A 13,144-nucleotide genomic window follows, 5' to 3' on the forward strand; every position below is an offset into this window, starting at 1 on the left:
AGATGGCTGAGTGGTTGAAAGCACCGGTCTTGAAAACCGGCATACGTTTGTAGCGTATCTAGGGTTCAAATCCCTATCTCTCCGCCACATTCAAGAAAACCGCTGAATTATCAGCGGTTTTTTTATATCTGAATTTTATATTGTAGAGATAGGGTGCAGAATCCTAGAAAGGGTTCAGCCGAGCGCAGCGAGACAACGTTGCTAGCCGAAGGCGTTTTAAAGCAACGGCCCGAAGGGCGCAGTAAATCCCTATCTCTCCGCCACATTTTAAGCCCTGGCAGAAATGTCGGGGCTTTTTCTTTGTAGCAATAATCTCAATTACCCATCTTATAGCGCTCAATTTCTTGCTGCATAGATTCAGCAAGGTTAGCGAGCTCAGATGTGGCTGCGTTCATAGCGAGCAGATTGGTCTGTTCTGAAATTCCCTGAATGATGTCAACAACATTCAGGGAATTTCATCTCAATGGTGGCGATGCTGATTCATGGCTTCAGTTGTATTGTTGAGAACCATGGACAGTTTTTCAATGATGGCAATACTATCACTGACAATTGACTGGCCGTCGACGACGGTTGTATCTGCCTGTTGAGAATCACTGGCTGGTGCTGAAGCATTCTGTCCAACTTCATGAACTGTGGAGTTGAACTGGTTATTTTCGATGCGACTAGAGTGTTGGTGAAGGAGCTCGCGATACGCATGGGAGAACCGCAGGAAGTCGCTGGGCAGGTGAGCTACTTGATGTCAGATATCGCCGGATATGTGACGTGTCAGGTGATATCTGTTAATGGGGTCTGATTTAACCTGAGTTATCTTTGGTGGCATTACGCTGATATTGTCACCAGAGGTAAACTAACTCTCTTTATTTCCACGTTTTTTCACTCCTGAGGTTTATCCGCTCACTGTTATTCCTTAAACTTGCATTTTATTTGTTTGAATAGCTGGCTGGCGCATGTTCGCTGGTCGGCAATAATGAAGAAGCAAGGTTTGAGCCTGAGGGATAACAAATGACAAAAGCAAAAATCGGTATTGTTACGGTAAGCGACCGTGCGAGCGCTGGTGTGTACGACGATATTTCTGGTAAGGCAATCATTGAAACTCTGAATGATTACCTTACCTCTGAGTGGGAACCGGTTTATGAAGTGATCCCTGATGAGCAGGATGTTATCGAAGCCACGTTGATAAAAATGGCTGATGAACTGGACTGCAGCCTGATCGTAACAACCGGCGGTACAGGTCCGGCAAAACGCGATGTAACCCCAGAAGCTACAGAAGCCGTATGTGATCGCATGATGCCTGGTTTCGGTGAACTGATGCGTGCAGAGTCGCTAAAATTTGTTCCGACGGCCATTTTGTCTCGTCAGACTGCTGGTCTTCGTGGTGACAGTCTGATTGTAAACCTTCCGGGTAAGCCTAAGTCTATCCGCGAATGCCTGGATGCTGTTTTCCCTGCTATACCTTATTGTATCGATCTGATGGAAGGTCCGTACCTTGAGTGTAATGAAGACGTTATGAAGCCTTTCCGTCCGAAGAAAAAATAACGGACATAGCTTTAAGGACGCAAAATTAGACTGAAAACCGGCAACTGATAAGTTGCCGGTTTTATATGGAGAGTAGACAATGAAGTTGAAGCTAATTGTAGTCGCGTTATGCCTTGCGGTGGCTCCGGCTCATGCCAGTTGGGAAGAGATTAAGAAAGCGGCGTCAGATCTTGGCCAAAAGGTTAGTGAGGGCTCAAAAAAAGCTTGGGAGGATGTTACTGATTTTTCTAAAGAGACCTGGGATTCGGTTTCTGAGTGGGGTGAAGATGCATTTAATACCGCAGGTGAATGGACTGATGCCTCGATAGAAAAGGGCAAGGAGTGGCTGGAAGCCGGTGAAGCCAAGCTAAATGAAATGCTGGAACCGGAAACCCCTGAAGAAGCGCGCTTGGCGCTGGATACCATGTCAGATACAGCGCTTGTTCGTTTGTTTAATGAAGAGCCGTCTGCAAAGTTATTGTTTGATACTGCTTATGGTTACGCTGTGTTCGATTCACGTAAATTTTCTCTGATGCTTCATACTAATCAGGGCGCGGGTGTCGCGGTCGACCGTAAAACAGGAAAGCGCACATACATGAAAATGTTTGGCGCAGGTTTGGCACTTGGACTCGGAGGTAAGTTCTACCAGCAGTTGATCTTTTTTGAAGATAAGAAAACGTTCGATAGTTTCGTTAAAGATGGCTGGGAAGCAACGTCAGAAGCCGGTGCAGTCGCCGGAACAGAAAGTGCAGAGCTAACCGCAAAGTATAATGGTGGGATGGCAATTTATCAGATCGGTGAGAAAGGTTTACTGCTCGACGCCAATATTTCCGGTTCAAAATACTGGGTTGATGAGGATCTGACTCAGTAATCACTCTGTTTGCCCTCACTTATACTCAATACAAAAAAATACGCCTATCAAATAGTGATAGGCGTGGAATAAAGTATAAGGAACAACATATTTGTTTAAAGCATGAGCAGTTTATCGCTCGAACAAAAAATGCTCAACGATCGGTTTTGTAAAGATTGTATGTTGTTATGTTAAATGCCTTTTGTGGTAAAAACTTAATCGATGAAAAAAATTTCATCGATTAGTGTGTTTTTTTCTGGTTTAGTCTTTCTGTACCTTTAATCATGCAGTGCCCAATAATTGCTTTACTCAGAAAACCAGAAGGAATATGGTGCCGAAGTTTGGTTTAACTCCTTTTAAATAAGCGTTTTAGCTGATTTTTAATTGTTAACAAAACGGAGGTGTCACGATGGTTCTGACGATAAGCTTCAATGCCAGCATAATAGGCCTTCATGAACAATGAACGGTAATGTTCACTGTCATTCATATTTTCTTCGTGTTCTACCTCTGCTTGATTTTCGGTTAGCAGGTTCGCTGTTTCTGCTGCTTTGTCATTGGCATAACTGAAGTCAATGCCGGTATAACCTTGAACCATAAACCAAAGTGATGAGATAACAACAAGTTCGGCCTGATTGAGCGTTGAGAACTTACCTGCATGCTCGGTGCCGACACTATCGGTAAACATAGTCTTGAGTTCAGCAATTTTTGGTTGCGTCGCCAGATAGTTGTTGAATGCTTCTTCATGAGCCTTGGTCAGTAAGCCCAGAGCCATATCATGGTGTGGCTTGTCCGGTTTCTGCTGACAAACATGCTCAAAGAACGTAGAGCTGTGTTCGATAAACTGCTCCAGCAGCGTGGATTCCTGTTCAGTGAAGCTCAGAGAGTCAAGCCCCATTATTTCCAGTTCTTTGAGTAAGTTAGTCATTATTTCATATAATCTATAAATTTTGCGCCATTATACCCAAGTCAACTTAAGATGCTTGTGAAACAGCGATGAGCTTTTTTCTTTATTATATAAAGGTTTCTTAAAATAGGTTGTTTACGACCAAGGACTCTTGAACATCTCGTACTCGCTTATACAACTTATCCTTTCTATAGTTGTTCTAATGGCGAACTAACGTTACGGGAGGTTTGAATCGAGCTCCTTGATTTTTTCGCCGTGAGGCGCTCGCTAATACTGTATTACTCGGGCGGAAGGAGGTGACAATCATGCCTAAGTTCATTGATACCCATCCTATGGAACCATTCACTGCGGATGAGCTGAAAAAGTTACAGAATGCTCCTCCAGATGAGTTCGGTGTTACCCACCACGACATCCTGTTCAGCGAGAAGGACAACAAAATTTATTGTGTATTGGAAGCTCCTAATGCTGAAGCGATTCATAAACATCATGAAAAGGCTGGGATCAAGTGTGAATGGGTCTGTGAGGTGCAATCAACTCGTGGATAATGAGACTCATAGAAAATAGAGAGGCTGTACATGCCTCTCTGTTTGCCTGGCATATTATTGAGTGAATACTGGCACTGGTTTATTGTCTTTTCTCAACATGTATCACCGGTATAAGCAATTAAGGTAATAAATTACACTCGGCGGTTAGCCATGCGCTTGAACTGGTGACGTCTGCCTCGGATAGTTATCCCCATTCGCATGATGTTCTCCGGAATTGCGATGCCTCCGTATCCACTGTCGCCGATATGAACGATATCGGCTCCGGCCCCTTTCGCTTCCACAGCAACCTTTTCGATATAACTCTCAGAGGCCCCTTCTTGAGATGTACCAATTGCCAGCAGACCTAGCATGCCTGCTTCATGAACAGTATTCATGATGGTTGATGCTAGCGTTGGATTCATTCCTGGAGTGGTGTAAGGAGCTGGGAACATCATAATGTCAGCGCCGACTTTGGCAAACTGAGGAATGATATCCAGGTTATAGTCGTTACCGACACCGGCGCCATGCATTTTCCCTGCAATGATCAGGATATCTTTCGATACTTCACGGGTTAGAGCGATTGCGTCCAGAATCGTTTCCTGAGAAACCATCATACCCGGGTTGCCAGTTAACATGATGTAGTTAAGGCCAAGCTCAACTGCTTTTTCTACTGTTTTTTTTGTCAGGGAACGGCCCGCATTGATATCAGTAAAACCAGACGGAACAGGTTCAAGGTTGCAGCCAATGATTCGGCCAGTAAGCTTTTTCAGTTCAGGAATACTTAAAGGTTCAATGCAGTCCTGTTCGGCTCCGCCATTGATACGTACTTTTGGATCTGTAAGATCCAGGAAGTTCAGGGTTATCATGTCAGCACCAAAAGCGGCGGCAATTTCAGCGCCTGATACCTGTTCAAGTGGCGGAGCCATGGTGACGACGTTTTCTACCATCAGTGTCCGCCCTTCGGACAGACGGATACATTCGATGAAGTCCGAGCGTTTCATATTTTCAATATCGTGACGGGTAAGATCAAAAATGCGTTTTTTCATTTTGAATAATTCCTTTATCTAATATGAACTGAATAAGTAGTGGAAATGAAATTTAGTTTAATTTCATCGACTGCTTGCGGTTTATCTTATTGATTTATGTCGAAATAAGGTTTTATGGTGGCTTTGGTTTAACTAAATAATCGGCAAGTTATTTAGGAATAGGCGAGTTCGCGAAACTATTAAATGAATTTGAAAAGTACGGTGTTTTCATACTTGAGATAACTGAGGTATAAGGATGGCTGAATACTAGCACTGTTCTATTTTTTAATATTCTATGGTGGTTGTATAAATTCAGAATCCTTATTTTTTCATAAGTTTTTGCGAGTTAAATCCAAGTTGATACTCATCTTTTGTGCTAACAGCTTATTTCTCAATGTTGATGATCTTTTTGAGCTCAAACTATGTAGATATGTTATGAGGGCTACAAGAAGAGCAGATTCAGGACATAAATAGAATAACCATTCTAATTCTATTTGCTAAATTCACTGTGTGCGCTTCGGAAAAAGTTTTTATTCCGTATATGGAGAAAGGTAATGACAACGTTTTATGATCTCTCAGCGAACAGTATTCGCGGGGAGGAAATCGCAATGAGTGACTTTGCCGGAAAAGTTGTTTTGGTGGTTAATACGGCCAGTGAATGTGGTTTTACTCCACAGTATAAAGGGCTGCAGGAACTCTACGCGAAATATAAAGATGAGGGATTGGTTATTTTGGGATTCCCTTGTAACCAGTTTGGAGGCCAGGAGCCGGGAGAGAACCAGCAGATTGCGGAAGCCTGCCAGATCAACTATGGCGTTGATTTTCCAATGTTTGAAAAGGTGGATGTCAACGGCCCGGACAGCCATGAAGTGTTCCAATATCTGAAAAAGGCTCTACCAGGGCTTTTCGGCCAAAATATTAAATGGAACTTTACCAAGTTCCTTCTTGGTCGTAACGGCAAACCGATTAAGCGCTACGCGCCAAACAAAGCGCCAGAGTCTATTGAGCAGGATATTGCTCGTGCATTGAAAGCTTAGATAAGTTGTTCTGAGGTAAACGCGGTGAAAAGCCTGATTTGTTCAGGCTTTTTTTTCGACTAGGTAAAGCTTTTTGTAGCTCGCAATATTGTCCGGATGGGTGAATTGGGTTAACTGAGTGATGACATGCTGCTTTGCAGCCTGGTGCTCACTTTGGGCTATTGCTTTCAGCTGAGTGATCGCAGCGAAGGTTGTTGATGATGGCTCTTTGCCCTTCAGGTAGTTTTCAAGAAATAACTGCTGAACTGATGAGTCATTAAACTCACCGAGTTGATCCTGAAGTTGTTTGAGACGCTGTATCTGCTCCTTATTGATTTTTGCCGGAAATATCGGTGTAAAGAACTCTAAAAGATAACGGAGTTTTTTACAGCAAATTCTGAGTTCATGAACAGATTCATCCGGACTGTTAATTGTGAGTTCATTACAATGCGTCAGAACCTGCTCAAAGTGCTGCCAGATCATTTCGCGCCCTAAGTCTTTACTTTTGCTGCGTCCTTTGGAAGTCGGACAGTATTCGAGTTCAGCAATAAGTCCTTTTACAAGCTGGCATTGCTGTTCGTAACTTTCTGTTTTCAGCCATCGTTTTAACTCTTTGTGCGTGTTTCGCCTCATGTACTGTAATTCGTCAAAGAAGCAGATAAGTCCTTGGTGATACTGATGATCCAAAGCAGAGAAATAATCTTCCATCTTCAGCAGAAACACATCCAGATCCCTTAGGTGGTTGCTTTTCTGCATCATGGTTTTGAGTTCGACTTTGAGCATTTGCTTTTGTTCTGCTTTAAACAGTGATTTAAGCAGGCTGATCAGCGCCCGACACCTTCGCAGAGCAACACGGTACTGGTGAAGAAATTCAATGTCATCATCGCGATTGATGCCTTTTTCATGTTGCCTGGCATGGTTGAATTCGGTTTTCAGGAAATGAAATACGGGCTGATGAATTTCGGCATCGGCTTTTAATAATACGTCCGGCTTTTTTCGTTTTGGTAATTTGAGCTTATCGCGCTTATTTACATTCATTTTTTCACCTCTTCAAATAATCTTAGTCGCAGACTGAGAGGTATGTAATTAAGCTTCGGAAACTGATAACTCGGTAGCAAAGATTTGAATAGTTTGAACAAAGCGGTTTAGCCAGCACGGAAAATAAGGCTTGGTGAGTTGCCTTTCATTTTGATGGCAATTGGAGTTTACGAGCAGCGTTTACAATCAAGTAACAGTTTTTACCGGCTTAATGTATCAACCTTCGGTGTAACTGCTAATCCTATTAATAAGATTGAAGTGATCACGCTTGGTGAGGAATAAAGTGAGGATCATGAGGATGAGCAAAAAGATTGAAAACCCCTTGGGTACTGACGGTTTTGAGTTTGTTGAATACACCGCGCCGACACCGGAAGGAATTGCAAACCTGAAGAACCTGTTTCACCTGATGGGCTTTGCTGAGGTAGCAAAGCACAAGCACAAAGCGGTGTGGTTGTTCCGTCAGGGTGATATCAATTTTATCGTAAATGGTGAGGCTCACTCGCAAGCTGCTGGTTTTGCCGGAGTGCATGGGGCCAGTGTGAATGCGATGGCGTTTAGGGTCCGTGACTCGTCGAAGGCACTGGAGTATGCGACAGAGCAGGGCGCGACAGCCTGCGCGGCTCAGGCAGGTCCGATGGAGCTTAATATACCGGCAATTTATGGCATCGGTGACTCGCTGATTTATCTTGTCGACCGTTATGGTGAGCATGATATTTATGAAATCGACTTTGACTATTACCCTGACTATAAAGCCAGAATGGCGCAGTTAGATGCCGGGCTGGTAATGATCGACCATCTGACACATAACGTGCAACGCGGGAATATGGATGTTTGGGCCGGTTTTTATGAACGTATTGCCAATTTCAGGGAAATCCGTCACTTCGATATCAAAGGTAAGATGACTGGTTTGCTGTCACGAGCCATGACCTCTCCGTGTGGAAGAATACGGATTCCGATAAATGAGTCGAGCGATGATAAATCCCAGATCGCTGAGTATCTGGAACAATACAATGGCGAAGGTATACAGCATATAGCGCTGAGTACCAAAGATATTTATGCCACAGTTCAAAAGCTCAAAGATGGTGGTCTGGCGTTTATGGATACACCCGATACCTACTATGAAAACGTCGATAAACGTCTTCCCGGCCATAATGAGGATGTGGCCAGGCTTAATGGGTTAAAGATCCTGATAGACGGTGATGAAACCGGTATTTTGCTGCAGATATTTACCGATACCGTTATCGGGCCGGTGTTCTTTGAAATCATTCAGCGTAAGGGTAATCAGGGCTTTGGTGAAGGTAACTTCCAGGCGTTGTTTGAATCCATCGAACTGGATCAGATCCGCCGGGGCGTATTGGATACGGAAGATAAGTAGAGAAAAGCCCACTTTGCTAGGCCGTAAAGTGGGCTAAATTACCTTTCTGTGAGTTTTATAAACTCTAAACCTTGTTGAAACTCAGCTTTCAGTTACCCCGTGCCACTGGTAGTGATTGTTGGGCTTTTTACTGACAATGCCTTTTTCTAGCAGTTGTTTGAAGATATCGTCGACTTCTTCACTGCTTATTTTCAAAAAGCGGGTGACGGCACGTTTTGTACAGTTAACCTGATTGCTGCTTAGTGCTTCAATCACCATGTCATATGGTGTTTTTGACTCTTCTGCTTTTTGAGGGGCCAGCTCTGGCGATTTACTGTCCGTTACGTCGTAATCACCCATATGGTTTGTCAGTAATTCAGGCTCTTTAGGCTCGGCATTAAATGCATCAATGGTGATTGGATTCAGGCGGTGGAACTGATTACGGAAACGGATTTCCTCACCAATCAAGCCAACAAAGAATGCGGCGAAAAAGTCCAGCAGTACAGAAAGGAAAATGACTAGCCCTAGCTGTGCGGTTTGAGTCTGAATATTTAGCGATTTGGCCAGGCTGTCAATCAGGCCGATCACTGATCCCTGGCCGACTACTGGCAGGCTGTCACGCTCGGCTGCCAGTTCTAGTTGCTGCTGGCGAAGTTTATCGTTCTCTTTCTGGATGCGGGTTACGCCAGTTGCGATTCGTTCCATCTGAATATATTTCTCGGCAGCAACATTATTAAGCTCTATCTGTTTATCGATAGCTGCGATCTGCATGTTGTAGCTGTTAACTTTGCTCTGATGAACAGTAATGTGGCTTTGTGCCTTGTTGGTCGCACTGTTGATACCACCGACAGAGCCACCGATAGAGATAGCTGCCAAAACCGCATAGAAAGCAAATGCCGAAAATGCACCGGTGTAATTTCGGCGTGCGCGGCGCTCACCGAATTCATACCACGCAAAAAACTTACCTAGCTCGAAGATGACGGCCAGTCCGCCGAAGAGTACCTGCATCATCGGGTTTTCATCGATCGACAGGAATAGCAGCAGGGAGAAAATGATCGAAGCCAGAATGGATGCACCGGTAAAACTGTACACGGTAAACATCGCAAATGTCCCTTTCGGGAAGCGTACGGGTAGGTTGTCGTTGTAAAGCATAAATGTTGTTCTTTCGCTATGAGCACGCTGGCTCATAATTTAAGCCCGTCGGTTTGTGCCGCAGGGCAATAAAAAAAGGTGGCTAAGGATACCGTAAAATATGCGGTTATCCCTTATAAATAAAGGCATTCAGTATTTTTACGACGGATTTTTACACTGCGCTTTCATAACTGAAGAAAAGTTAGTCAAACAGAACGGAGTTAGTGTTAGCTGCACGTATAAGCAGGGCTACAAATGGTTAGTGATTGCTAAAGGAAAATCATACTGATTCATATGAATTTGGTACTTTACCAGCACTAATATAAGGTTAGAACGAATGCTCTATTACTGTTTGCCATAATCTGATCTGACTATATCTCCGGACAGGAAGTATGAGCCGGCGATAATAAAATATTACTGACTGCAAGGAGTGCAAATGAACGAACTATTGAAAGAATACCCGGTCATTACAGAAATTCCGGTCGCCTGGGGAGAAATGGATGCCTTCCAACATGTTAACAATGTGGTTTATTTCCGATATTTCGAAACGGCCAGGATCGATTACTTCCGCGAAGTGGCATTGATGGATGAAATGTACAAAACCGGTATAGGCCCGGTGCTGAGAGAAACCAACTGCCGTTATAAGCTGCCGGTGACCTACCCGGACACTTTATATATCGGCAGTCGGGTATCTGAACTTCATGATGACAGGTTTACTATGGAATACGCAGTGGTCAGCAAGAAGCATGGAGCGGTAGTGACAACCGGGACGGCAGAAGTCGTGATGTACGATTTCAACAATAAACAGAAAGCAAATATGTCACCGTTATTGGTCGACAGTATTCAGGGAATTGAGTCTCGAACGTTGGTACAACAGGAAACATTCTGATTCAGCGTAAGCGGCAGCCGAAGCAATGTTGTGTTGCTTTAGCTGCCGTTGATTCTGAGCTGTCGTTAAATTATTTTTTTGCTGAACCAGTCGCAAAGAAAGTTGATCAACACTTTTACCCGTTCAGGTTGGTAGTGAAGTTTGTTATAGATTAAATGGACTGGTATCGGGGTGATAAACCAGCCTTTGATGGCCGGAGCTAAGGTTTTCTCCTCCAGATCGCGCTTTAAATAGAAAGACGGCAACCGTGTGATTCCCGAACCTTCAAGTGCAAACTGGCGCAGTACCCGGCTGTTATTACAGTTCATCACTGTGGGGATAAGTATGTCTTTTTGTTCTCCACGAGAGTTTTGAAACTGCCATTTCACAATGGGGCCAGCAAGGCACCTGTGTTGACTCAGCTCATCAGGGTGTACAACCGTTCCGTATTTTTCCAAGTATTCAGGTGAGGCAAACAATCCCATTTCCATTGTCATTAGAGGGCGGCAAACTAACCGTGAATCTGAAGGTTCGCCAGCGCGAATGACAAAATCATACTGCTCATCAATCAGGTTAACATGCCGACTTTCAAACGAAAGGTTTGTACGGATATTTGGATGTTGTAAAGAAAATTCAGCTAGGGCTTTTGCAAGATAGTCCTCACCAAAAACACCGCCAAGGCTGTTAATGTTAATTGTACCTGTCATCGCATTCGTCATTTCTAATACATTAGCCGCTGCTTTTTCAATGGCTTGTAAAGAATTGTGGCAGGTTTGATAAAACACTTCACCAGCTTCAGTTAGTTTTTGAGTGCGTGTTGTCCGGGTAAGCAACTGTACACCCATGTCTTTTTCCAGCTGGCTAAGCTGTCGGGAAACATGTGCACGGGAAGAACCTAGTTGCTCGGCGGCTTTAGTTAAATTGCCTTGTGAAACTATGGCGACAAAGGTTTTGATATCAGATAGTGATAGATTGTTGCTCATCAGGTAACAGTGATTTGTGTATTGATATATATATTATCAATAATAACATGACTATTATTCACGGCTTCATTAAACATTAATACTTTAATATGCAGCTCTTGTTGGTTTGTCTTTTATTTATTTGATTCTTAAAAGAATATTCAAATAATTCCATGTCAGGCTTACATTCGAGGGTATATTGGCTGTGCTTCAGTTCATATCATAGTTACTACCATTACATTATAAATATGTCACCAGGGTATATGTTCAGGCTTTAATAATAAAGCATGAACTATTAGTTTCAGTTATTTATAAATGAGACCTTCTTGTTTGAATTTATTAATGTGCTAGTTTTGACTCAAAAAGCTGCAGGTTGAAGTGTAAGTAGAATAATTAAACTTAAGATAATAAATTATGAAATATATTAAATTATTAGCGGTGTTAAGTACCCTATGTGTAGCCTCGTTTTCTCACGCAAAAGGTGTACAGGGTTTTTATATCGGTGCTGGTGTCGGTTCAACAAGCCTTGATGATAAAGATGATTTTTTTGAAGATTCTTATCAAGTAGAGGAAAGTGGTAATACGTACAAATTAATTGCCGGTTATCAACTTAACCGAACTCTTGCTTTGGAAGCTCAGTATACTAATTACGGGGATGCTAATATTCAGGGTACTTCTGTACTGAATCATCAGAAAATCACAGTACATAGTTGGACCCCAGAAGCGTTGTCTTTTGCCGCAAATGCGGGTTACACCTTCAATAATGGTTTACGTCCATTCGGTGTTTTGGGCTTATCAATGATTGATTTGAATGAATCTAAAAAAGTAATGAGCGAAGATAAATACCTAGGTCTTCGTTATGGTTTTGGTCTTGAATATATGCCACCAGCATTGAATGCGCTAAGTGTAAGACTTGCTTATGAAGCTGATTTCTTCTTTGCTGAGGAGAAAGAAATCCGTCCCGGTTTTTACTCAGATTATATGGTTACTGAGCTTTATGACTTTACTCTGGATTCTGTCTACCTAAGCGTTTCTTACCGCTTCTGATTGATTCATAAATGAGTTATACGAAAAGGCTGTGATTAATCACAGCCTTTTTATAGTTCATTGCGGATTAGTGTGAACCAAAAGAAAAACGGTAATTGTGATATTTAGTTGCTGGTTTAAACCGAGCTGAAGTTTTTTAATACCCGACGCTTTCTTAATCCCCAATAGACAAAATACCCGCCTAAAGCAGCGAACAGATGTTTAAAACTGTGGCCGCTGAAACCGTTGGTCAGTTCATAAAGCAGTTCGTCATTTGACTCTGCCCACTTAGATATAACATAGGAAACTAATGCGAAAACGTAGCATCTGCCGTGACTGAATTTAGCTTTGAACAAAGCAATGATAATTGGAAGGTGGATGATGGGAATAACCTGAACCAGAACATAAGCCGACATATCTCCTCTTCCTGTTGTGACATCTGTAATGTACCAGTAAATAACAGAAAGCGTGCTGTATACGATGAGAGGCAACAGCAGGCGCTTACCTAGGCTCGGTGAAATGTATTCTGCCAGTACAATGCAGTAAAGCGCCATAAATACAATGCTTAGGGCAATACGATCGATCATAAGACTGAATGAATTTGGCACTAGATGATAATAGCCTGAGCCGATACAGACTGCGATAAGCCCCCAGAACATTGTTAGGTATGCATTGCGCATCGTCGGCTCAAGGGTTAGGGTATCAGGCTTTTTGCCGTTCCTGAGAGCAATGATACCGACAAGCGCAAAAGGCAAATTTGTTATCACATTCCAGAAGTTAGGAATCGATAAGATCGTTCTTTGATCTGCATAGTCGTAAAAGTTCCGGCTCTGATGGATAGGGGAAAATAAAACCGCAAGCAAGGTGAGAATAAGGGCTGATAGTATTAACAGCCACAAGCGGTGACGGTGTCGGAGTTTTATCATTGCAT

At 43.0% G+C, this 13,144-nt stretch carries 13 protein-coding genes, 1 other RNA gene and 1 pseudogene; 9 read left to right on the forward strand and 6 right to left on the reverse strand.

Translation table 11 applies throughout. The features are described from left to right. Positions 1 to 133: 133 nt before the first annotated feature. The 4 genes and pseudogenes from C942_RS24805 to C942_RS18100 all read left to right on the forward strand — a co-directional run bounded on the left by C942_RS24805 (position 134) and on the right by C942_RS18100 (position 2,386). A non-coding RNA gene (locus tag C942_RS24805) (RtT sRNA) lies at positions 134 to 263 on the forward strand. Between the two features lie 428 nt (positions 264 to 691). Then, positions 692 to 793: pseudogene (gene fabG, locus C942_RS25180) on the forward strand (3-oxoacyl-ACP reductase); the annotation flags it as partial. Between the two features lie 209 nt (positions 794 to 1,002). Then, positions 1,003 to 1,536: a molybdopterin adenylyltransferase gene (gene mog, locus C942_RS18095; protein ID WP_007468439.1), complete on the forward strand. Its 534-nt coding sequence runs from the start codon at positions 1,003 to 1,005 to the stop codon at positions 1,534 to 1,536. Positions 1,537 to 1,615: 79 nt separating this feature from the next. Further along, positions 1,616 to 2,386 carry a lipid-binding SYLF domain-containing protein gene (locus C942_RS18100; RefSeq protein WP_007468440.1) on the forward strand — a complete coding sequence of 257 codons (771 nt, stop codon included), beginning with the start codon at positions 1,616 to 1,618 and terminating at the stop codon, positions 2,384 to 2,386. Between the two features lie 325 nt (positions 2,387 to 2,711). Here the strand turns inward: C942_RS18100 and C942_RS18105 are convergent, their stop codons facing one another. Then, positions 2,712 to 3,290, reverse strand: coding sequence for a hypothetical protein (locus C942_RS18105; protein ID WP_007468441.1), 579 nt, complete (start codon positions 3,288 to 3,290; stop codon positions 2,712 to 2,714). Positions 3,291 to 3,574: 284 nt separating this feature from the next. Between C942_RS18105 and C942_RS18110 the strand changes: the two genes are divergently transcribed. Continuing rightward, positions 3,575 to 3,814 carry a nickel-binding protein gene (locus tag C942_RS18110; protein ID WP_007468442.1) on the forward strand — a complete coding sequence of 80 codons (240 nt, stop codon included), beginning with the start codon at positions 3,575 to 3,577 and terminating at the stop codon, positions 3,812 to 3,814. 131 nt (positions 3,815 to 3,945) lie between these two features. Here C942_RS18110 and C942_RS18115 read toward each other — a convergent pair whose 3' ends face one another. After that, entirely contained in the window at positions 3,946 to 4,839 is an 894-nt protein-coding gene (locus tag C942_RS18115) for a DUF7916 family protein (protein ID WP_007468443.1), read from the reverse strand. A 533-nt stretch (positions 4,840 to 5,372) separates the two neighbouring features. Between C942_RS18115 and C942_RS18120 the strand changes: the two genes are divergently transcribed. Then, complete coding sequence (locus C942_RS18120; RefSeq protein ID WP_007468444.1) at positions 5,373 to 5,855, forward strand: glutathione peroxidase; 483 nt, start codon at positions 5,373 to 5,375, stop codon at positions 5,853 to 5,855. Positions 5,856 to 5,897: 42 nt separating this feature from the next. Here the strand turns inward: C942_RS18120 and C942_RS18125 are convergent, their stop codons facing one another. Further along, on the reverse strand, positions 5,898 to 6,872 hold the full coding sequence (locus C942_RS18125; RefSeq protein ID WP_007468445.1) for a CHAD domain-containing protein: 975 nt from the start codon (positions 6,870 to 6,872) through the stop codon (positions 5,898 to 5,900). Between the two features lie 298 nt (positions 6,873 to 7,170). Here C942_RS18125 and hppD point away from each other — a divergent pair, with 298 nt between their 5' ends. Next, positions 7,171 to 8,247 (forward strand): 4-hydroxyphenylpyruvate dioxygenase, encoded by a 1,077-nt coding sequence (gene hppD / locus C942_RS18130; RefSeq protein WP_007468447.1) that lies wholly within the window; start codon positions 7,171 to 7,173, stop codon positions 8,245 to 8,247. 81 nt (positions 8,248 to 8,328) lie between these two features. Here the strand turns inward: hppD and C942_RS18135 are convergent, their stop codons facing one another. Continuing rightward, on the reverse strand, positions 8,329 to 9,378 hold the full coding sequence (locus tag C942_RS18135; protein ID WP_036801039.1) for a preprotein translocase subunit SecY: 1,050 nt from the start codon (positions 9,376 to 9,378) through the stop codon (positions 8,329 to 8,331). 415 nt (positions 9,379 to 9,793) lie between these two features. On the opposite strand from C942_RS18135, the gene C942_RS18140 reads away from it, so the two are divergent. After that, the gene (locus tag C942_RS18140) at positions 9,794 to 10,246 is read left to right on the forward strand and encodes an acyl-CoA thioesterase (RefSeq protein ID WP_007468451.1); all 453 of its coding nucleotides are present in this window, start codon (positions 9,794 to 9,796) and stop codon (positions 10,244 to 10,246) included. Positions 10,247 to 10,311: 65 nt separating this feature from the next. Here C942_RS18140 and C942_RS18145 read toward each other — a convergent pair whose 3' ends face one another. Beyond that, positions 10,312 to 11,208, reverse strand: coding sequence for a LysR family transcriptional regulator (locus C942_RS18145; RefSeq protein ID WP_007468453.1), 897 nt, complete (start codon positions 11,206 to 11,208; stop codon positions 10,312 to 10,314). Between the two features lie 393 nt (positions 11,209 to 11,601). Between C942_RS18145 and C942_RS18150 the strand changes: the two genes are divergently transcribed. Next, entirely contained in the window at positions 11,602 to 12,234 is a 633-nt protein-coding gene (locus tag C942_RS18150) for a porin family protein (RefSeq protein WP_007468455.1), read from the forward strand. A 116-nt stretch (positions 12,235 to 12,350) separates the two neighbouring features. Here C942_RS18150 and C942_RS18155 read toward each other — a convergent pair whose 3' ends face one another. After that, positions 12,351 to 13,139 (reverse strand): ceramidase domain-containing protein, encoded by a 789-nt coding sequence (locus C942_RS18155; protein WP_007468456.1) that lies wholly within the window; start codon positions 13,137 to 13,139, stop codon positions 12,351 to 12,353. Between the last annotated feature and the right edge of the window lie 5 nt (positions 13,140 to 13,144).

The organism is Photobacterium marinum, from assembly GCF_000331515.1.
Lineage (GTDB): Bacteria > Pseudomonadota > Gammaproteobacteria > Enterobacterales > Vibrionaceae > Photobacterium > Photobacterium marinum.

Excerpts from the sequence above, each read along its gene's own strand:
- C942_RS18145 (WP_007468453.1), bottom strand. The coding sequence starts at position 11,208 with ATGAGCAACAATCTATCACTATCTGATATCAAAACCTTTGTCGCCATA.
- C942_RS18100 (WP_007468440.1), top strand. The coding sequence starts at position 1,616 with ATGAAGTTGAAGCTAATTGTAGTCGCGTTATGCCTTGCGGTGGCTCCG.
- mog (WP_007468439.1), top strand. The coding sequence starts at position 1,003 with ATGACAAAAGCAAAAATCGGTATTGTTACGGTAAGCGACCGTGCGAGC.
- C942_RS18110 (WP_007468442.1), top strand. The coding sequence starts at position 3,575 with ATGCCTAAGTTCATTGATACCCATCCTATGGAACCATTCACTGCGGAT.
- C942_RS18150 (WP_007468455.1), top strand. The coding sequence starts at position 11,602 with ATGAAATATATTAAATTATTAGCGGTGTTAAGTACCCTATGTGTAGCC.
- C942_RS18105 (WP_007468441.1), bottom strand. The coding sequence starts at position 3,290 with ATGACTAACTTACTCAAAGAACTGGAAATAATGGGGCTTGACTCTCTG.
- C942_RS18115 (WP_007468443.1), bottom strand. The coding sequence starts at position 4,839 with ATGAAAAAACGCATTTTTGATCTTACCCGTCACGATATTGAAAATATG.
- hppD (WP_007468447.1), top strand. The coding sequence starts at position 7,171 with ATGAGCAAAAAGATTGAAAACCCCTTGGGTACTGACGGTTTTGAGTTT.
- C942_RS18120 (WP_007468444.1), top strand. The coding sequence starts at position 5,373 with ATGACAACGTTTTATGATCTCTCAGCGAACAGTATTCGCGGGGAGGAA.
- C942_RS18140 (WP_007468451.1), top strand. The coding sequence starts at position 9,794 with ATGAACGAACTATTGAAAGAATACCCGGTCATTACAGAAATTCCGGTC.
- C942_RS18155 (WP_007468456.1), bottom strand. The coding sequence starts at position 13,139 with ATGATAAAACTCCGACACCGTCACCGCTTGTGGCTGTTAATACTATCA.
- C942_RS18135 (WP_036801039.1), bottom strand. The coding sequence starts at position 9,378 with ATGCTTTACAACGACAACCTACCCGTACGCTTCCCGAAAGGGACATTT.
- C942_RS18125 (WP_007468445.1), bottom strand. The coding sequence starts at position 6,872 with ATGAATGTAAATAAGCGCGATAAGCTCAAATTACCAAAACGAAAAAAG.